Consider the following 18590-nt stretch of genomic DNA (forward strand, 5'->3'; position numbering starts at 1 on the left):
TGATTGATTTCGGGGCTGCTTTGCAGCCTTTCGCGACACAAGGCCGCTCCTACAAGGAATCGCATTTCCCTGTAGGAGCGGCGTTGTGTCGCGAAAGGACCGCGAAGCGGTCCCAGGATGTCAGCCTTCAGTCAGGCTTCTTGTCGACCCACTTGGGCAGTACCGGTGACTCGAACCGCTCCATCCCGTCCAGCAGCTCATCTGCCTGCTGGGCCAGCAGCAACATGGCCCGATGTTGTGGTCGCACGAAGCCTTCTTCGACGATATGGTCGAGGAACCCGCCCAGCTTCTCGTAGAAGCCATTCACATCGAGCAGCCCCAGCGGCTTGGCGTGATAGCCCAGTTGCCCCCAGGTCCACACCTCGAACAGCTCCTCCAGCGTACCCAGACCACCCGGCAGGGCAATGAAGGCATCGCTCAGCTCGGCCATGCGCGCCTTGCGCGCATGCATGCCGTCGACCACTTCCAGCCGGCTCAGGCCTTTATGGCCGATCTCGGCATTCATCAGGCTTTCGGGAATGATCCCGATCACTTCGCCGCCCGCCGCCATGGCCGCATCAGCGACGGTGCCCATCAAGCCAACCGCACCTCCGCCATAAACCAAGGTCAGGCCGCGGCGGGCAATTGCCTGACCAAGCGCAACGGCCGCTTCACGGTAGGCGGGGTTGGCGCCGATACTGGCGCCACAGAACACACAAACGGAACGTACAGACATCGTGCTTCTCCAGTCATATCGCTGACAGGGTAAAGCGATTAGTCTGACGTCTCCAATGCCGGTTTCACTCCGGACGGGAGAATTCGCAGCTGGCACCCGTGGCTCCGTGGGCGTAGGCGGCGAGCAGGCTGTTCATGAAACTTGCGAGGGACATTGCGGTTGCTCCTAAATGAGAGGTTGTCCCATCGTCTATTAAAAGGGCATGATGTGCCCTTAGATTGGTTGTATACAATCCATTGAACAATTCAACTGTCTGGCCACTTGACACCCCCTTGACCCATATCAGCCGGGGGCAGAACGGTTTCAGGCAGTCTCGCAATTGATAAAACCCTGCCAAGGAGATTCATGATGTTTGCGAAAGCTGTAGCGGTATCCCTGCTGACCCTCGCCAGCGCCTCTGTCTTCGCCGCCGAGTGCTCGGTGACAGTCGAGTCGACCGACCAGATGTCCTACACCAGCAAGGAATTCACCGTCGACAAGAGCTGCAAGGAATTCACTGTCAAACTGACCCACTCCGGCAACCTGCCGAAGAACGTCATGGGCCATAACCTGGTGATCAGCAAGACTGCAGACATGCAGGGCATTGCTACCGAAGGTATGAGCAAAGGCTTGGAAAACGACTACATCAACGCCGCCAACGCCGGGATCATCGCCCACACCAAGATGATCGGCGCGCCGGAAAAAGAGACCGAAGTGAAGTTCGACACTTCCAAGCTGGAAGCCGGTGGTGACTACAGCTTCTTCTGCACCTTCCCGGGCCACATCTCGATGATGAAGGGCAAGGTTGTAGTGAAGTAATGATGGTTTGATGCCGGGGAGGGCTTCGCCCTCCTTTCGCGACACAAGGCCGCTCCTACAGGGGATTGCACAGTCCTGTAGGAGCGGCCTTGTGTCGCGAAAGGGGCGCAAAGCGGCCCCAGAAGGCTCAAGGGGCGAACGGCAGTTCGCGCTTGTGCTGGGTCTTGCGGTAGGTGGCGACGATGATGTCGAACGCCTGCTGATCCACCGGCAGCCCATGCAGGAAGGCATCGATCTGCTGGTAGGTCACGCCGTGCGAAGCCTCGTCCGGCTTGCCCGGCTCCAGGTCTTCCAGGTCCGCAGTCGGTACCTTCTCCACCAGTGACTCCGGCGCACCAAAGCTGCGCGCAATTGCCCGCACCTGATTCTTCACTAGCCCGCTCAGGGGCGCCAGGTCGCAGGCGCCATCACCGAACTTGGTAAAGAAGCCCATCACCGCCTCGGCGGCGTGATCGGTGCCGATCACCAGGCCTGCGCGGGCACCGGCGATGGTGTACTGGGCAACCATGCGGGTGCGTGCCTTGACGTTGCCGACGACGAAGTCCACCAAGGTCGGCGAGCCATTCTTCAACTCCACCACTTCCGCTGCCAGTGCGCGCACGGCCGGGGCGATGTCGACGGTGTGTACTTCATCGGCCTTGATCACCTCCAGGCAGGCCTGGGCATCGTGCTCGTCATGTTGCACCTGGTACGGCAGTCGTACGGCGATGAAGGTATAGGCCTTGTCGCCGGTTTCGGCGCGCAGCTCGTTGACGGCGCGCTGGGCGAGCAGGGCGGCGGTCAGCGAATCGACGCCGCCGCTGATGCCCAGCACCAGGGTCTTGAGCCGGGCATTGGCCAGGCAGTCCTTGATGAACGCCACGCGCCGGGCGACTTCGGCCTCGAGCGCAGCGGCGTCGGCGAACGGCGGCTGTACCTTCAGCGCCTGGGCAATCTCTTGCTGAACCGCTTGCATGGGTTACTCCTTGCTGGGGACTTTGAATACGTGACGCATGTAGGCGACGAAGTTCTCGTCGCGGCACTGGGTCTTGGCGGCTTCGTCCGAGATCTTCGCCACCGGCGAGCCGTTGCAGTCGGTCATTTTAAGCACGATGTTCATCGGCGCCACACCGGGGATGTCGCAGGTGAGGTTGGTGCCGATGCCGAAACTGACGTTGATGCGACCGCGCAGGGCACGGAAGATCTCCAGCGAGCGGGTCAGGTTGAGGCCATCGGAGAACACCAGGGTCTTGGTCATCGGGTCGATGCCCAGCTTCTGGTAATGGGCAATGGCCTTTTCTGCCCAGGCCACCGGCTCGCCCGAGTCATGGCGCAGGCCGTCGAACAGCTTGGCGAAGTACAAGTCGAAATCGTTGAGGAAGGCATCCATGGTGATGCAGTCGGTCAGGGCTATGCCGAGCAGGCCGCGGTACTCGCGGACCCAGCAGTCCAGCGCGGCGATCTGGCTGTCGATCAGGCGCGGGCCGAGCTGCTGGTGGGCCATGATCCATTCGTGGGCCATGGTGCCCAGTGGCTTGATATCCAGTTTCCATGCCAGGTCGACGTTGCTGGTGCCGACGAAGCGGCCCGGGAAGTCGTCGCGCAGTACACGCACCACGTCTTCCTGCACGCGGCTGGAAAAGCGCCGGCGGGTACCGAAATCGGCCACCTGCAGTTCGGCCAGTTCGTCGTCGCTGGCGTGGGCGTGCAGCCAGTCGAACTTGCGATACAGCTGATCACGGGCATCGGCCAGGCGGATGCGCGGGTGCAAGTGCCGGTTGCGCACTTCGCTGATGATGGCCAGCAGCGGGACTTCGAACAGGATCACGTGCAGCCAGGGGCCTTTCAGGCGCAGGAATAGCTGGTCGTTCTCGATGCCGATGCGCACATAGCGCAGGTTGAAGCGGAACAGGCGCAGAAAACGCAGGAAGTCGGGCTTGAGGAAGCTGATGCGTTCCAGAAAGGCCTGCTGGCCATCATCCAGGGTCAGGTCGGCGAGCAGTTCAAGCTGATGGCGAATCTCGCCAAGGTAGGGGCGCAGGTCCTCGCCGTTGCGGCAGCGGAATTCCCATTCGACGTCGGCGTCTGGGTAGTTGTGTAGCACGCCCTGCATCATGGTGAGCTTGTAGAAGTCGGTGTCGAGCAGGTTGTGCACGATGCGCTCGGCGAATGCGCTCTCGCTCATCAATGGGGGCTCCGGAAACGGCGAATGGTGGACATTGTGCCAGTCTTTTGAGTCTTGTTGTGTCTGGGCCGGCCTGTTCGCGGGCAAGCCCGCTCCCACAGAGGCCGCGTAATAGCCAAATCAGGTGTTTTTCCGTGCACCAGCTAGCCTTGAAACAGTGCTGCCTGTAGCAGTCGCGCACCAGCGGTGTGCACTTCGGTGACGTCCACTGTTACAGGGCGGTTGCACGTAAACACTTGCCAGGGTTGCAATGATGGCACTCGACGGTTGCTCCTTGTCTGTACGTGTGGTGGCGCCTGCCGCATGGCAGACGGTTGCACGCTCAATAAAGAAAAGGCCGTCGGTCGCCAGGGCGCGACCTTTACAGTGTGTTTTCCCGGAAGACAAAACCGATGGCACGGCCCTTGCTCTGAGCACAGGGCTGAGAAGTTGTAGTGCCACACTAAAAAAACTCTAGGAGCACCACCTCATGTCGCAGACGTTTTACAAGAAAGGTTTCCTGGCTCTTGCCGTAGCTACGGCACTGGGTGTTTCTTCGTATGTTCAGGCCGACGTCAAGATCGGCGTCGCGGGCCCCATGACCGGGGCCAACGCAGCGTTTGGCGAGCAGTACATGAAAGGTGCGCAGGCAGCGGCCGACAAGATCAACGCCGCTGGCGGCGTGAATGGCGAGAAGATCGTCCTGGTGAAAGGCGATGACGCCTGCGAGCCGAAGCAGGCCGTGGCCGTGGCCAACCGCCTGGTCGACCAGGACAAGGTGATCGGCGTGGTCGGCCACTTCTGTTCCTCCAACACCATCCCGGCCTCCGAGGTGTACGACGAAGCCGGCGTGATCGCCATCACCCCAGGCTCCACCAACCCGCAAGTTACCGAGCGCGGCCTTTCTGCCATGTTCCGCATGTGCGGCCGTGATGACCAGCAGGGGATCGTCGCCGGCGACTACATCGTCGACGTGCTCAAGGGCAAGAAGGTCGCAGTGCTGCACGACAAGGACACCTACGGCCAGGGCCTGGCCGATGCGACCAAGGCGCAGCTGGAGAAGCGCGGCGTCAAGCCGGTGCTGTATGAAGGCCTGACCCGAGGCGAGAAAGACTTCAGCGCCGTGGTCACCAAGATCCGCGCTGCTGGTGCCGACGTGGTCTACTTCGGTGGCCTGCACCCGGAGGCCGGCCCGCTGGTGCGCCAGCTGCGCGAGCAGGGCCTGAAGGACGTCAAGTTCATGTCCGATGACGGCATCGTCACCGATGAACTGGTGTCTACCGCAGGCGGTGCGCAGTATGTCGATGGCGTGTACATGACCTTCGGCGCCGACCCTCGCCTGCTGCCAGACAGCAAGGCGGTGGTGGAAGAGTTCCGCAAGGCCGGGACCGAGCCAGAAGGCTACACCCTGTACGCCTACGCCTCGCTGCAGGCCCTGGCCGCTGCGTTCAACGGCGCCAAGTCGAACAAAGGCGAAGATGCCGCCAAGTGGCTCAAGGCCAACCCGGTCAAGACCGTCATGGGCGAGAAGAAGTGGGACAGCAAGGGTGACCTGACCGTGTCCGACTACGTGGTCTACCAGTGGGACAAGGACGGCAAGTACCACCAGCTGGAAAAACAAAAATAATAACGGCAGCTGGCCCGGACGCTCGTCCGGGCCATTGCCCCTGCGGTACCTGTCCTTATTCGGAGACGTGCACGGTTCTGCGCTGCCAGGCCCGCTTTATCCGTGGCTTGTGGTAGCCAGCACTGGTGCAGTCTCGCTCAGGTGAGATTGCGTTATGGATGGTATTTTCCTGCAGCAACTGGTCAACGGCCTGACCCTCGGGTCGGTCTATGGCCTGATCGCCATCGGCTACACAATGGTCTATGGCATCATCGGCATGATCAACTTCGCGCACGGCGAGGTGTACATGATCTCTGCGTACCTCGCGGCGATCAGCCTGGCATTGCTGGCTTACTTCGGTATCGAGTCGTTCCCCCTGCTGATGCTGGGCACACTGTTGTTCACCATCGTCGTCACGGGCGTGTATGGCTTCACCATCGAGCGCATCGCCTACAAACCCCTGCGAAACTCCACCCGCCTGGCACCGCTGATCAGTGCCATCGGCATCTCGCTGATCCTGCAGAACTACGCACAGATCAGCCAGGGCGCCCGCCAGCAAGGCGTGCCGACCCTGCTCGAAGGCGCCATGCGCATCGAAGTCGGCACCGGCTTCGTGCAACTGACCTACACCAAGATCTTCATCCTGGTGGCCGCATTCCTCGGCATGGGCCTGCTCACCTACGTGATCAAGTACACCAAGCTCGGCCGCATGTGCCGCGCTACCCAGCAAGACCGCAAGATGGCCTCGATCCTCGGTATCAACACCGACCGGGTGATTTCCTACGTGTTCGTCATCGGTGCAGTGATGGCCGCGCTGGCCGGCGTGCTGATCACCCTCAACTACGGCACCTTCGACTTCTACGCCGGCTTCATCATCGGTATCAAGGCGTTCACCGCCGCGGTACTGGGCGGCATCGGTTCGCTGCCAGGCGCCATGCTCGGCGGGATCATCCTGGGGATTTCCGAGTCGCTGTTCTCTGGCCTGATCAACTCCGACTACAAGGATGTGTTCAGCTTCTCGCTGCTGGTGATGATCCTTATCTTCCGCCCACAAGGCCTGCTGGGTCGCCCGCTCGTGGCTAAGGTGTGAACATGTCGATTGCCAAGATTGCCTCTGCCTCTGAAACCAAAGGTTTCGACATCAAGCGCAGCTTGCTCGAGACCATCGTCGCCGGCCTGCTGGCGCTCATCGTCTTTGGCCCGATCGTCGGCGTGGTGCTCGACGGCTACACCTTCAACGCCGAACCACGCCGGGTGGCGTGGCTGGTCGGCGGGGTGATGCTCGGGCGCTTCCTGCTCAGCCTCTACGTGCAGACCGCCGCCGGCCGGCGCATGCTCGAAGGCTTCGACAGCGGCGGCTCGGGCGTGCACGTCAACGCGCCGGACTACAAGTCGCGCTTGCGCTACATCATCCCGGCGCTGGTGGTGATCGCCATCATCTTCCCGGTATTCGCCAACAAGTACCTGCTGACCGTGGTCATCCTCGGCCTGATCTACGTACTGCTGGGCCTGGGCCTGAACATCGTGGTCGGCCTCGCCGGCTTGCTCGACCTGGGCTACGTGGCGTTCTACGCCATCGGTGCCTACGGCCTGGCGCTGGGCTACCAGTACCTCGGCCTGGGCTTCTGGAGCGTGCTGCCGCTGGCGGCTATCGCCGCAGCGCTGGCGGGGTGCATCCTCGGCTTCCCGGTCTTGCGAATGCACGGTGACTACCTGGCGATCGTGACCCTGGGTTTCGGTGAGATCATCCGCCTGGTGCTGAACAACTGGCTGTCGTTCACTGGCGGCCCGAACGGCATGCCGGCGCCGTCGCCGACCTTCTTCGGCCTGGAGTTCGGCCGCCGAGCCAAGGACGGCGGGGTGCCGATCCACGAGTTCCTCGGCATCGACTACAACGCCAACCTCAAGTTCGTGTTCATCTACGCCGTGCTGTTCATCGTCGTGCTGGCGGTGCTGTACATCAAGCACCGGCTGACCCGCATGCCGGTCGGCCGCGCCTGGGAAGCGCTGCGCGAAGACGAGATCGCCTGCCGCTCGATGGGCCTGAACCACGTGCTGGTCAAGCTCTCGGCCTTCACCCTCGGTGCTTCCACCGCAGGCTTGGCCGGGGTGTTCTTTGCCACCTACCAGGGCTTCGTCAACCCGTCGTCGTTCACCTTCTTCGAGTCGGCGCTGATTCTCGCCATCGTCGTGCTCGGCGGCATGGGCTCGACCGTCGGCGTGGTGATCGCGGCGTTCGTGCTGACCGTGGCGCCAGAGCTGCTGCGCAGCTTCTCGGAATACCGCGTGCTGCTGTTTGGTGTGCTGATGGTGCTGATGATGATCTGGCGACCGCGTGGGCTGATCCGCATCAGCCGTACCGGTGTGACCCCGCGTAAAGGAGTGGCGCCATGAGCGACGAAATCATTCTCTCGGTCGACAAACTGATGATGCAGTTCGGCGGCATCAAGGCGCTCAGCGACGTCAGCCTGAAGGTCAAGCGCAACCAGATCTTCGCCCTGATCGGCCCCAACGGCGCCGGCAAGACCACCGTGTTCAACTGCCTGACCGGCTTCTACAAGGCCAGTGGCGGGCGCATCGAGCTGAACGTGCGCGGCAGCCACACCAATGTCATCCAGCTGCTTGGCGAGCGCTTCCAGGCGGCGGATTTCGTGTCGCCTGCGCGCTTTGCCAACCGTCTGTACTACAAGATGTTCGGCGGTACCCACCTGGTCAACCGCGCAGGCCTGGCGCGGACCTTCCAGAACATTCGCCTGTTCAAGGAAATGTCGGTGGTGGAAAACCTGCTGGTGGCCCAGCACATGTGGGTCAACCGCAACCTGCTGGCTGGGGTGCTGAACACCAAGGCCTACCGCAAGGCCGAGAGCGACGCCCTGGACCACGCGTTCTACTGGCTGGAAGTGGTCGACCTGGTCGACTGCGCCAACCGCCTGGCGGGTGAGCTGTCCTACGGGCAGCAGCGTCGGCTGGAAATCGCCCGGGCCATGTGCACGCGGCCTAAGATCATCTGCCTGGACGAGCCGGCTGCCGGCCTCAACCCGCAGGAGACCGAGGCCCTGAGCCGGATGATCCGTGTGTTGCGTGACGAGCACGACATCACCGTGGTGCTGATCGAACACGACATGGGCATGGTCATGAGCATTTCCGACCATATCGTGGTGCTCGACCACGGCAACGTGATCGCCGAGGGCGCGCCGCAGGAAATCCGCCACAACCCGACGGTGATCGCCGCCTACCTGGGTGCCGACGAAGAGGAACTGGTATGAGTGCACCCATTCTCGAACTGAAAGAACTGGACGTGTTCTACGGGCCGATCCAGGCGTTGAAAAAGGTGTCGATGCACATCAACGAAGGCGAAACGGTGAGCCTGATCGGTGCCAACGGCGCCGGCAAGTCGACCCTGCTGATGTCGATCTTCGGCCAGCCGCGGGCGGCGTCCGGGCATATCGTCTACCGGGGCACCGACATCACTCGCAAGTCGTCGCACTACATCGCCTCCAATGGCATCGCTCAGTCACCAGAAGGGCGCCGGGTGTTCCCCGACATGACGGTCGAGGAGAACCTGATGATGGGGACCATCCCCATCGGTGACAAATACGCGACTGAAGACATGCAGCGCATGTTCGAGCTGTTCCCGCGCCTGAAGGAGCGGCGCAACCAGCGGGCCATGACCATGTCCGGTGGCGAGCAGCAGATGCTGGCCATTGCCCGGGCGCTGATGAGCCGGCCGAAGCTGTTGCTGCTGGACGAACCATCGCTGGGGCTGGCGCCGATCGTGGTCAAGCAGATCTTCGCGACCCTGCGTGAACTGGCCAAGAGCGGGATGACCATCTTCCTGGTGGAGCAGAACGCCAACCATGCGCTGAAGTTGTCGGACCGAGCTTACGTGATGGTCAACGGACAGATTCGCATGAGCGGGACCGGGCAGGAGCTGCTGGTCAACGAAGAGGTGCGCAACGCCTATCTGGGAGGGCACTAAGTTGCATCCGGGGGTTGCCAGGCAGCCCCCGGTTCAAATGTGGACAACTTGTCGCATATCTTTCGCGACCCACTCGACAATTCCCTCGCAAGCCCTTGTTTCCACAGGTTGAATCTTTTCCACGATTAATGTGGAACCGCCTGTGGAAAACATGGTGGCACCTCGCTCTAGCCCTTTATTTTCAAAGGCTGCAAGGCTCTGATTAAAATTTGACCAGTTGCCCTTTGTGGATGATTTCACAAGCATTTTTCTGTGCAGGTCAACCGCTGCGAAAGGTGCTCCAGTCTCTGTGGATAAGTCTGTGAGAAAGCCTTGGACAGACCGCTGCAGGCGGCATGCTTGAAAGCGTTGCGCCATCATCAATAAGATATCCACCGACCACATTTCGCTGAAAGGGTTCCGCTCAGTGGACAAGTTGCCCCCAATCCGTGTTGAAAGCCTTGTGGATAACATGCGCATAGCTGGCGGCGAGCCCTCTGCTATAAGGGTTTGGCGCATATGAACAAAAAATGAACAGCGGCCTGAACGGCTTGCTGCCAATGCCCGGCGCGGGCATGCTGCAAAGCTGTCGATGACAACCTACCGTGAGGAACAGAGCATGACATCCACCGTATTCATCACTGGCGCGACATCCGGTTTTGGCGAGGCCACCGCTCGCCGCTTTGCCGAAGCCGGCTGGAAGCTGGTACTCACCGGCCGTCGCAAGGATCGCCTGGATGCCCTGTGCGCCGAACTGTCGGCCAAAACCGAAGTGCACGGCCTGGTTATCGACGTGCGTGACCGCAAGGCCATGGAGCAGGCCATTGCCAGCCTGCCGGCCGGCTTCGAGAAGATTCGCGGCCTGGTCAACAATGCAGGCCTGGCGCTCGGTGTGGATGCGGCGCAGAACTGCAGCCTGGACGATTGGGAGACCATGGTCGACACCAACATCAAAGGCCTGATGTACACCACCCGCCTGCTGCTGCCACGCCTGATCGCCCACGGCCGTGGCGCGTCGATCCTCAACGTGGGTTCGGTGGCGGGCAACTACCCGTACCCCGGCAGCAACGTGTATGGCGGCACCAAGGCCTTCGTCGGCCAGTTTTCGCTGAGCCTGCGCTGCGACTTGCGCGGCACCGGCGTGCGGGTGAGCAACATAGAGCCGGGCCTTTGCGAGAGCGAGTTCTCGCTGGTGCGCTTCGGCGGTGACCAGGCCAAGTACGATGCCACCTACGCCGGTGCCGAGCCGATCCAGCCGCAGGACATCGCCGAGACCATCTTCTGGATCCTCAACCAGCCGGCGCACATCAACATCAACAGCCTCGAGCTGATGCCGGTGAGCCAGGACTGGGCAGGGTTCTCGATCGACCGTTCGGCCAAGGGCTGATCTGAAGGCCTGCCGCCGGCTTGTAGGAGCGGCCTTGTGTCGCGAAAGGGCGGCAAAGCAGCACCGGCAATTTTCGCATTTGCGCTGAAACCCTGGGGTTGCTGCGCTGCCCTTTCGCGACACAAGGCCGTTCCTACAGGAAATGCGTCAGGCCAGGCGATGCAGGCCTTCCAGGCAAGTCGCCAAGTGATAGGGCGTAGTCGAAGGCATGTCATGCCGGCTCACCGCCCCTTCACCATCGCGGCACTCATACCAGCCACCGGCATGCAGGAACTGCTGTTCCATCGCCTTCAGCTGGACCAGCAGCTTCGCCTCGTTGCCCGAGCGCAACACCAGTGCCCGCAAGTATTCCGCCTGCGCCCAGATTCGCTGGGTAGCATCGAGCACGTTGCCTTCCACATCGAGCATGGCCAGCACTGCCGCATTGTTCACCCCGCACAACTCGGCATAGCCGAAGGCCCGCTCGATGGAGGCATGCAGCGCGGTCCCGCGCAGCAGCGGCGAGGTTTCCAGCAGGTAGAACCATTCGAACTGATGCCCCGGCTCGAACCAGTTATCCACAGCGCCGCGTGGCTTCTCCAGCATCAGCCCATGCTGCGGCTCGATGAAGTGTTCTTGCAGTGCTGTGCATAACTGCAGCAGAGATCGCTGCACGTGTTCGTCATCACGCACTGCCAGCACTTGCAGAAAGGCCTCGGCCAGGTGCATCTGCGGGTTCTGCAGCGGGCCGCTGTCGAGGTCAGCCCAGTCTTCGCCGAGGCTGGCTTCGTACAGGCCATCATCCCGGGCGAATCGCTCGTCGACCACTTCCAGGGCGGCATTGAGGGTGGCTTCCACCAGCCCTTCGCCGACCTTGCCCCAGTAGTGCGCGCAAGCGAACACGATGAAGGCGTGGGTGTAGAGGTCTTTGCGCCGGTCCAGCGGCTTGCCCTCGGCGTCGATGCTATAGAACCAGCCGCCATGCTCGGCATCGTGGAAGTGCTTTTGCAACGAACGGAACAGCGCCGCCGCCCGTTCGGCTGCGCCCGGTTGCTCGATGCGGCTGCTGAACAGGTAAAGCTGGCGAGCACAGGCCATGGCCCGGTAGCGCTGCACCGGCAACGGGCGGTGCTGGGCGTCCAGGGCCTCGTAGGGCAGGGCCATGTCGGCGTTCCAGCCCGGCCCTTGCCACAGCGGCACGATGCGTTCGGCGAAGTGCTGGTTGAAGCGGGCCAGTTCGGGCAGGGTGGGGCGGGGGTTGGGCATGTTGGCGCTCGTCGCTTTCGGGCAGGGCGCCATGGTAGCAGAACTAGGGTTGTGGGTTGCCCAGGCCTTGCCAGTGGCGCGCGCCGACGAAGATGAAGCGCAGTTGCTGGGTGATCTTTTCCTGGGCGCTCAGCACCTGTGGATAACCCGGCTCAGGGCTGTCGATCAGTTCCGGCAGGGTCGCGAACACGGTCTTCACCACCAGGTCGGCCATCACCGCCAGCGCTGCGTTGTCCAGGTGCTGCCAACGCTTCATCCGTGCAAGGTCGGTGGCCAAGTCGTCGCTGATGTCCTGGCGCAGGCGGGCGATGGCCTGACGCACGGCTTGCGAGCCGCCGTACTGTTCGCGGGCGAGGAACAGGAACTGGGCGCGGTGGGCGGCAACCACGTCGAGGAAGATGCGCACCGAAGCATCGGTGATGCCGCCAAGTTCAAATTCGTTTTGCCGCACCAGGCGGATAGTCTGGCGGAACGTGGCATCGACCTCTGCCACCAGCGCCAAGCCCAGGGCGTCCATGTCGGAAAAGTGCCGATAGAAGCCGGTAGGTACGATGCCTGCCGCCTTGGCCACTTCGCGCAGGCTCACGCTGCCAAAGCCACGGCCGCTCTCCATTAGCTGGCAGGCGGCGTCCAGCAGGGCCTGGCGGGTCTGTAGCTTCTGTTCGGCGCGCGGCAGCATGGGGCGGGCTTCTGTGACGGTGAGGCTGGGCACTCTAGATAAAAAAACGAAGCCCGGTCAATGGACCGGGCTGGGAGGGGAGCAAGCCTTGTAACAGAGGTTGTTCTTTTCGGCCATGGCGATCAGCTCACGTGGCTGATTGCAACCAAGCGATCCGAGCCACCTTCAGCTACGCGGCCACTGCGTTCGATCAGGCGGTCCGAACCACCTTCGGCAACACGGCCAGAGCGTTCGATCAGGCGGTCCGAACCACCTTCGGCAACACGGCCAGAGCGTTCGATCAGGCGATCCGAGCCACCTTCGGCAACACGACCAGAGCGTTCGATCAGGCGATCCGAGCCACCTTCGGCAACACGGCCAGAACGTTCGATCAGGCGGTCCGAGCCACCTTCGGCAACGCGGCCAGAGCGTTCGATCAGGCGGTCCGAGCCACCTTCGGCAACACGGCCAGAACGTTCGATCAGGCGGTCCGAGCCACCTTCGGCAACGCGGCCAGAACGTTCGATCAGGCGGTCCGAACCACCTTCGGCAACACGGCCAGAACGTTCGATCAGACGATCCGAACCACCTTCGGCAACAGTTTTCAGCGGTTGGGCGATTTCAGCAGCGCTGGAGCGTGCTTCGGCGGTCAGGTGCTGGTCGGCAGCTGGCAGAGCGAAAGCGTTTGCAGCAAGGATCGACAGGGTCAGGGTCAGCAAGGTGCGTTTCATGATTCGGTGCTCCTCTCGGGGGCTGGAAAGTGGGTACGAAGCCAATGCTACGCCCGGTGACGCCAGAGAGAAGTTCATACGGGTAATGGTAACAATCGACGGTATTGATAGCGTTGCCGGAAGGCTCTATTCCAGCTGTTTCGGCATGGTTTGCGGCTTTTTGCCAGTAATGCGTAGTGGTAACACCGGTGCCGCTGCACGGCCAAAAGCCGACCAGGAAACCCGAAAAAACTCGCTATCATGGCCTTCTCCGATAAAACCCAGCGGGTTTTCATCAGTCCGAGATATTGAGTGCCATCGTTACGCCTGCTTTGTGCCATGCCGTCAGGAGAATCACGCAATGACGCGTCCCGCCAGAATCCTCGTCTGGACCTTAACCACCCTGTTGACCTTGCTGGCGATCCTGGTGGTGATCATCGCCACCTTTGACTGGAACCGCGTCAAGCCACTGCTCAACGAGAAAGTTTCCGAGGCTCTGCATCGGCCATTCGCGATCAATGGCAACCTCGCCGTGCATTGGCGCACCGAGCCGGAAGAAGGCGGATGGCGCGCCTGGGTGCCCTGGCCGCACTTCATTGCCGAAGACCTGACCCTGGGCAACCCTGACTGGCTCAAGGAACCGCAGATGGTCGGCCTGGAGCGCGTGGAGTTCCGCCTGGCGCCGCTGCCGCTGCTGTTCCAGCAGATCAGCATCCCGCGCATCGACCTGACCAGACCCACCGCCAGCCTCACGCGCCTGGCCGATGGCCGCGCCAACTGGACTTTCGACTTCGGGCCAAAGGACGAGAACGAGGAACCGTCCAAGTGGCAGCTGGACATCGGTGCCATCGGCTTCGACCAAGGCAATGTCAGCTTCGACGACCAGACCTTGAAAACCAGCATGAAGGTGCAGATCGACCCACTGGGCAAACCGATCCCCTTCAGTGAAATCGTCGGCAAGGCCGGCGCCGAAAAGGTTGGAGGCGCCCAGGATTATGCGTTCGGGCTCAAGGCCCAGGGCCGCTACAAAGGTCAGCCGGTGTCCGGTACCGGCAAGATCGGCGGCCTGCTGGCGCTGCAGGACGCCAGCCAGCCGTTTCCGCTGCAGGCAGACGTGAGCATTGCCGATACCCATGTGGTGCTCGCTGGTACCCTGACCGACCCACGTAACCTCGGCGCGCTGGACCTGCGCCTGCGCCTGTCCGGTGCCAGCCTGGGCAACCTCTACCCGTTGACCGGCGTGACGCTGCCCGACACCCCGGCCTATTCCACCGACGGCCGGCTCCGCGCCAACCTGCATGCAGCCGAAGGCGCGACCTTCAATTACCAGGGCTTCAACGGCAAGATCGGCGACAGCGATATCCATGGCGACCTGGCCTTCGTCGCCAGCCAGCCACGGCCCAAGCTCTCCGGCAACCTGATATCCAACCAGCTGCTGTTCAAGGACCTGGCCCCGCTGATCGGCGCCGACTCCAACGCCGAGCAGAAAGCCCGCGGCGGCGCCAGCAAGCAGCCGGCCGACAAGGTGCTGCCGGTGGAAGAATTCCGTACCGAACGCTGGCGGGCCATGGACGCCGATGTCACCTTTGCCGGCAAACGCATCGTCCACAGTGAAAAACTGCCCTTCAACGACCTGTCCGCCCACGTGATCCTCGACGACGGCCTGCTGCGCCTGGAGCCGCTACGCTTTGGCGTGGCCGGTGGCAGCCTGGCGTCCAACATCCGCCTGGACGGCCGCAACGTGCCGTTGCAGGGGCGCGCCCAGCTGACGGCGCGTGGCTTCAAGCTCAAGCAGCTGTTCCCCAGCTTCGCGCCGATGCAGACCAGCTTCGGCGAGCTCAACGGCGATGCCGACATCAGGGGCAGTGGCAACTCGGTGGCGGCGTTGCTGGGCACTGCCAATGGCAACCTGCGCATGCTGATCAATGATGGCGCCATCAGCCGCAGCCTGATGGAGATTGCCGGGCTCAATGTCGGCAACTATGTGGTTGGCAAGCTGTTCGGCGACGAAGACGTGAAGATCAATTGTGCGGCAGCGGACATCGGTATCAAGGACGGGCTGGCGACCACGCGCTTGTTCATCTTCGATACCGAGAACGCAATCATCTACATCAACGGCACGGCCAACTTTGCCAGTGAGCAGCTGGATTTGAAGGTCACCCCGGAGTCCAAGGGGCTGCGGTTGTTCTCGCTGCGTTCGCCGTTGTATGTGCGCGGGCCGTTTGCCAAGCCCAGTGCCGGGGTGCAGGCGGTGCCGCTGGCCTTGCGCGGGGCGGGGATGGTGGCGTTGGGTGTGGTTGCCGGGCCGGCAGCGGGATTGCTGGCGCTGGTGGCGCCCAGCAGCGGTGATGAGCCCAACCAGTGCACGCCGTTGCTGCAGCAGATGAAAGCCGGCAAGGCGCCAGCTGCGGTGAAAAAGCAGAAATAGCTGGGGGCTGCTTTGCAGCCCTTTCGCGACACAAGGCCGCTCCTACACAGGATTACGCGATCCCCTGTAGGAGCGGCCTTGTGTCGCGAAAGGGGCGCAAAGCGCCCCCAGCAATTACAGCCCCTGAAGCAGATCGGACATGTCGTCCGCGTGCTCTTCTTCCTGGGCCAGGATGTCTTCGAAGATCCGCCGTGTAGTCGGGTCTTTATCGCCGATGTACTGAATGATCTCGCGATAACTGTCGATCGCAATCCGCTCCGCCACTAGATCCTCCAGCACCATCTCCTTCAGGGAACTGCCTGCCACATACTGCGCATGGGAATTCTTGGTGAGGTTGTCGGGATTGAAGTCCGGCTCACCGCCCAACTGCACGATGCGCTCGGCCAGCTTGTCGGCATGCTCCGCTTCCTGGTTCGCATGCTCCAGGAACTCGCTGGCCGCCACACTGGCCTTGATGCCGCTGGCCATGAAGTAATGGCGCTTGTAGCGCAGCACGCAGACCAGTTCGGTGGCCAGCGACTCATTGAGCAACCGCAGGATTTCCTGGCGGTCGGCGTGGTAACCCTCGGTCACCGCGCCTTGCTCGACGTGCTGACGGGCACGCTCGCGCAGGGTTTGCACATCGGTCAGTTCAACGTTGCTCATGGTTGTCTCCAAACAGATCAGGACGGTGGGTCAAAGGTGGACGGGAGGCTCAGGCGCCGTGGGCGGCCTTGCTGTCCTCTTCTCGTTGCTTGCAGGTCTTGAAGCCCTTGGCATCGACATGGCCGGTGGCGTCGAAGCGCACGTAGTACGGCTGCTGGTGGCCGTCGCGGTTGAGGATGTAGTCGTTGCAGGTACCCCCGTGCGGCAGGTCGATCGCGTTCGACGGGCTGCCGCCGATGGCAATGACCCTCTGCATGGTCATGCCGTTTTCCACCTGCTTGACCAACGGCTCGTCGCGGTAGGTGACGTAGTCCACCGGGTTTTCCGGGCGGCTGCTGCAGGCGGCCAGGGTGGCGCCTGCCAGAAGGATTGCCAGGGTCTGCTTGTACATGGTCCCGCTCCTTGCAAAGGGTCTGTTCTGGATTGGAACCACACGGCGCGTCGGGAGTTCGATTGCGATGGTCATCGAAGCGGCGCTAGTGTTGGCCGATCGTCCACGGAAAAGGGCTCAAGCCATGCAGCAGGAGTTGGCCACGCGATACCCGTTGGTGCTGGTGCCGGGCATGCTCGGCTTTGTCCGGGTGCTGCTCTATCCGTACTGGTTCGGCATCGTGCCGGCGTTGCGCAAGGGCGGCGCGCAGGTGTTCCCGGTGCAGGTCTCGCCGCTGCATTCCAACGAGGTACGGGGTGAGCAGTTGCTGGCGATCATCGAAGACATCTGCCAGCGCACTGGCGCGGCAAAAGTCAACCTCATCGGCCATAGCCAGGGGGCGCTGAACGCTCGTTATGCGGCAGCCAAACGGCCGGATCGGGTGGCTTCGGTCACTTCGGTGGCGGGGCCTAATCACGGTTCGGAGCTGGCCGATCACCTTGAGCGCACGGCGCCAGGTGATTCACCCCAGGGGCGCATGCTCAAGGCCATCCTGCATGGCCTGGCGGTATTGCTGGTATGGCTGGAAACCGGCTGGCGGCGCGACCCGCTGCCGGTCGACGTGCATGCCTCGCACCAGGCCCTGACCAGCGCCGGGGTGGCCCTGTTCAACCAGGCTTATCCACAAGGGCTGCCGGATACCTGGGGCGGGGAGGGGGCGTATGAGGTCAACGGCGTGCGCTACTACTCCTGGTCCGGCACCTTGCAGCCGGGGTTGACCGACCAGGGGCGCAACCGCTTCGACGGCAGCAACCGCTTCTGCCGGTTGTTCGCGCGCAGTTTCGTCAGGGAAAAGGGCCATTGCGACGGCATGGTCGGGCGTTTCAGCTCGCACCTGGGGCAGGTGATCGGCGATGACTACCCGCTCGACCACCTGGACATCGTTAACCAGCAGCTGGGCGCCGTGGGCAAGGGCGCCGAGCCGCTGCGGCTGTTCACCGAACATGCGGCACGGCTCAAGGCAGCCGGGCTCTAGCGGCGTACCGGCGTGGTCCAGCGCTCGGCCAGAATGACTCCGACCAAGGTCAGCAAACCACCGATCAGGTGATAGCTGGCCAGTCGTTCGTCGAGGACCCCCGCAGCGATCAGCGCGGTCACCACCGGCAGCAGGTTGAAGAACAACGTGGTACGGCTTGGCCCCAGGCGATGCACGGCCTGCATCCACACCAGCGGGGCGATCATCGAGGCGAGCACGCAGGCATACAGCACCAGGCCGATGTTGTGGCCGTTTAGGCCGGTCTTGTCCGAAAGCAGGAACAGCGGCAGCAACACCAGGATGGCGACCAGCACTTGCAGGTACAGCAGCTGCAACGGTGGCAGGCGCAATTGCCATTTCTTCAGCAGGAAGCTGTACAGCGCGTAGGCCAGGGTCGCTACCAGCATCAGCAGGTCGCCGCTGTTCAAGCCTTGTTCCAGCAAGATGCCGGGCTGGCCGGCGGAGACCACTTCGAGCACACCGACGAACGACACCACGGCACCTGCGAGGGCCCCGTAGCTCAGGCGCTGGCCTAGCCAGGCGATGGACAGCGCCAGTGACATCAGCGGCATCAGCGAGAGGATGATGCCCATGTTGGTGGCGCTGGTGATGCCGGCGGCGAAATACGCCAGGCTCTGGTACACGGCCATGCCCAACACGCCGAGGACGGCCACCTTGCCCAGGTGCGGGCGGATAGCCGCACGGTTGCGCCACACCGCGGGCAGCAGGAGCGGAGTGAACAGCGCGCCGGCCAGCAGCCAGCGGTAGAAGCCGATTTCGGCAGGGTAGATCGCGCCGGCCGACATCTTGGTGACCACGGTATTACCGGCCCAGATGAGGATGGCGACCAGAGGGAAGAGGTAGTTCATGAAGCGGTTACTCGTCTGGCTT

The 18590-nt window shown here is 62.4% G+C and carries 19 protein-coding genes; 9 read left to right on the top strand and 10 right to left on the bottom strand.

All coding sequences use genetic code 11. The features are described 5' to 3' along the window. Positions 1 to 127: 127 nt before the first annotated feature. A complete protein-coding gene (locus ACLEJU_RS15455; protein ID WP_294332704.1) occupies positions 128 to 715 on the bottom strand; it encodes a TIGR00730 family Rossman fold protein in 588 nt (195 codons plus the stop codon). Positions 716 to 1063: 348 nt separating this feature from the next. Between ACLEJU_RS15455 and azu the strand changes: the two genes are divergently transcribed. Then, positions 1064 to 1513, top strand: a complete 450-nt coding sequence (azu, locus tag ACLEJU_RS15460) for an azurin (RefSeq protein ID WP_435425179.1) — start codon at positions 1064 to 1066, stop codon at positions 1511 to 1513. Positions 1514 to 1640: 127 nt separating this feature from the next. Here azu and nadE read toward each other — a convergent pair whose 3' ends face one another. Together nadE and pncB are read right to left on the bottom strand one after the other, a co-directional pair. Then, entirely contained in the window at positions 1641 to 2468 is an 828-nt protein-coding gene (gene nadE, locus ACLEJU_RS15465) for an ammonia-dependent NAD(+) synthetase (RefSeq protein WP_435425193.1), read from the bottom strand. 3 nt (positions 2469 to 2471) lie between these two features. Then, positions 2472 to 3677, bottom strand: coding sequence for a nicotinate phosphoribosyltransferase (gene pncB, locus ACLEJU_RS15470; RefSeq protein ID WP_435425192.1), 1206 nt, complete (start codon positions 3675 to 3677; stop codon positions 2472 to 2474). 469 nt (positions 3678 to 4146) lie between these two features. On the opposite strand from pncB, the gene ACLEJU_RS15475 reads away from it, so the two are divergent. The 5 genes from ACLEJU_RS15475 to ACLEJU_RS15495 all read left to right on the top strand — a co-directional run bounded on the left by ACLEJU_RS15475 (position 4147) and on the right by ACLEJU_RS15495 (position 9241). Beyond that, the gene (locus ACLEJU_RS15475) at positions 4147 to 5283 is read left to right on the top strand and encodes a branched-chain amino acid ABC transporter substrate-binding protein (protein ID WP_085676782.1); all 1137 of its coding nucleotides are present in this window, start codon (positions 4147 to 4149) and stop codon (positions 5281 to 5283) included. Between the two features lie 154 nt (positions 5284 to 5437). Next, on the top strand, positions 5438 to 6352 hold the full coding sequence (locus tag ACLEJU_RS15480; protein WP_060477936.1) for an ABC transporter permease subunit: 915 nt from the start codon (positions 5438 to 5440) through the stop codon (positions 6350 to 6352). Between the two features lie 2 nt (positions 6353 to 6354). Further along, the gene (gene livM, locus ACLEJU_RS15485; RefSeq protein ID WP_152956978.1) at positions 6355 to 7656 is read left to right on the top strand and encodes a high-affinity branched-chain amino acid ABC transporter permease LivM; all 1302 of its coding nucleotides are present in this window, start codon (positions 6355 to 6357) and stop codon (positions 7654 to 7656) included. Further along, positions 7653 to 8528: an ATP-binding cassette domain-containing protein gene (locus tag ACLEJU_RS15490; RefSeq protein ID WP_435425191.1), complete on the top strand. Its 876-nt coding sequence runs from the start codon at positions 7653 to 7655 to the stop codon at positions 8526 to 8528. The genes livM and ACLEJU_RS15490 overlap by 4 nt, the downstream gene beginning before the upstream one ends. After that, entirely contained in the window at positions 8525 to 9241 is a 717-nt protein-coding gene (locus tag ACLEJU_RS15495) for an ABC transporter ATP-binding protein (RefSeq protein WP_103445872.1), read from the top strand. The genes ACLEJU_RS15490 and ACLEJU_RS15495 overlap by 4 nt, the downstream gene beginning before the upstream one ends. 33 nt (positions 9242 to 9274) lie before the next feature. Here the strand turns inward: ACLEJU_RS15495 and ACLEJU_RS15500 are convergent, their stop codons facing one another. Continuing rightward, entirely contained in the window at positions 9275 to 9616 is a 342-nt protein-coding gene (locus ACLEJU_RS15500; protein ID WP_435425190.1) for a hypothetical protein, read from the bottom strand. Positions 9617 to 9839: 223 nt separating this feature from the next. Here ACLEJU_RS15500 and ACLEJU_RS15505 point away from each other — a divergent pair, with 223 nt between their 5' ends. Then, entirely contained in the window at positions 9840 to 10607 is a 768-nt protein-coding gene (locus tag ACLEJU_RS15505; protein WP_294332680.1) for an SDR family oxidoreductase, read from the top strand. Between the two features lie 147 nt (positions 10608 to 10754). Here ACLEJU_RS15505 and ACLEJU_RS15510 read toward each other — a convergent pair whose 3' ends face one another. The 3 genes from ACLEJU_RS15510 to ACLEJU_RS15520 form a co-directional block, all read right to left on the bottom strand. After that, positions 10755 to 11852, bottom strand: coding sequence for an AGE family epimerase/isomerase (locus ACLEJU_RS15510; protein WP_435425189.1), 1098 nt, complete (start codon positions 11850 to 11852; stop codon positions 10755 to 10757). A gap of 43 nt (positions 11853 to 11895) precedes the next feature. Further along, on the bottom strand, positions 11896 to 12531 hold the full coding sequence (locus ACLEJU_RS15515; protein ID WP_435425188.1) for a TetR family transcriptional regulator: 636 nt from the start codon (positions 12529 to 12531) through the stop codon (positions 11896 to 11898). Positions 12532 to 12653: 122 nt separating this feature from the next. Next, on the bottom strand, positions 12654 to 13241 hold the full coding sequence (locus ACLEJU_RS15520; protein WP_435425187.1) for a phage infection protein: 588 nt from the start codon (positions 13239 to 13241) through the stop codon (positions 12654 to 12656). A gap of 340 nt (positions 13242 to 13581) precedes the next feature. Here ACLEJU_RS15520 and ACLEJU_RS15525 point away from each other — a divergent pair, with 340 nt between their 5' ends. After that, a complete protein-coding gene (locus tag ACLEJU_RS15525) occupies positions 13582 to 15648 on the top strand; it encodes an AsmA family protein (RefSeq protein WP_435425186.1) in 2067 nt (688 codons plus the stop codon). Between the two features lie 114 nt (positions 15649 to 15762). On the opposite strand, the gene ACLEJU_RS15530 is transcribed toward ACLEJU_RS15525, so the two are convergent. Beyond that, positions 15763 to 16293, bottom strand: coding sequence for a ferritin-like domain-containing protein (locus tag ACLEJU_RS15530; protein WP_085676790.1), 531 nt, complete (start codon positions 16291 to 16293; stop codon positions 15763 to 15765). 49 nt (positions 16294 to 16342) lie between these two features. Further along, positions 16343 to 16684, bottom strand: a complete 342-nt coding sequence (osmE, locus tag ACLEJU_RS15535; protein WP_435425185.1) for an osmotically-inducible lipoprotein OsmE — start codon at positions 16682 to 16684, stop codon at positions 16343 to 16345. Positions 16685 to 16808: 124 nt separating this feature from the next. Here osmE and ACLEJU_RS15540 point away from each other — a divergent pair, with 124 nt between their 5' ends. Then, positions 16809 to 17699: an alpha/beta fold hydrolase gene (locus tag ACLEJU_RS15540; protein ID WP_435425184.1), complete on the top strand. Its 891-nt coding sequence runs from the start codon at positions 16809 to 16811 to the stop codon at positions 17697 to 17699. Here ACLEJU_RS15540 and ACLEJU_RS15545 read toward each other — a convergent pair. Further along, positions 17696 to 18568, bottom strand: a complete 873-nt coding sequence (locus ACLEJU_RS15545) for a DMT family transporter (protein WP_435425183.1) — start codon at positions 18566 to 18568, stop codon at positions 17696 to 17698. The two genes, ACLEJU_RS15540 and ACLEJU_RS15545, sit on opposite strands and share 4 nt — an antisense overlap. Between the last annotated feature and the right edge of the window lie 22 nt (positions 18569 to 18590).

Source organism: Pseudomonas sp. SMN11, from assembly GCF_052041945.1.
Classification (GTDB): Bacteria; Pseudomonadota; Gammaproteobacteria; order Pseudomonadales; family Pseudomonadaceae; genus Aquipseudomonas.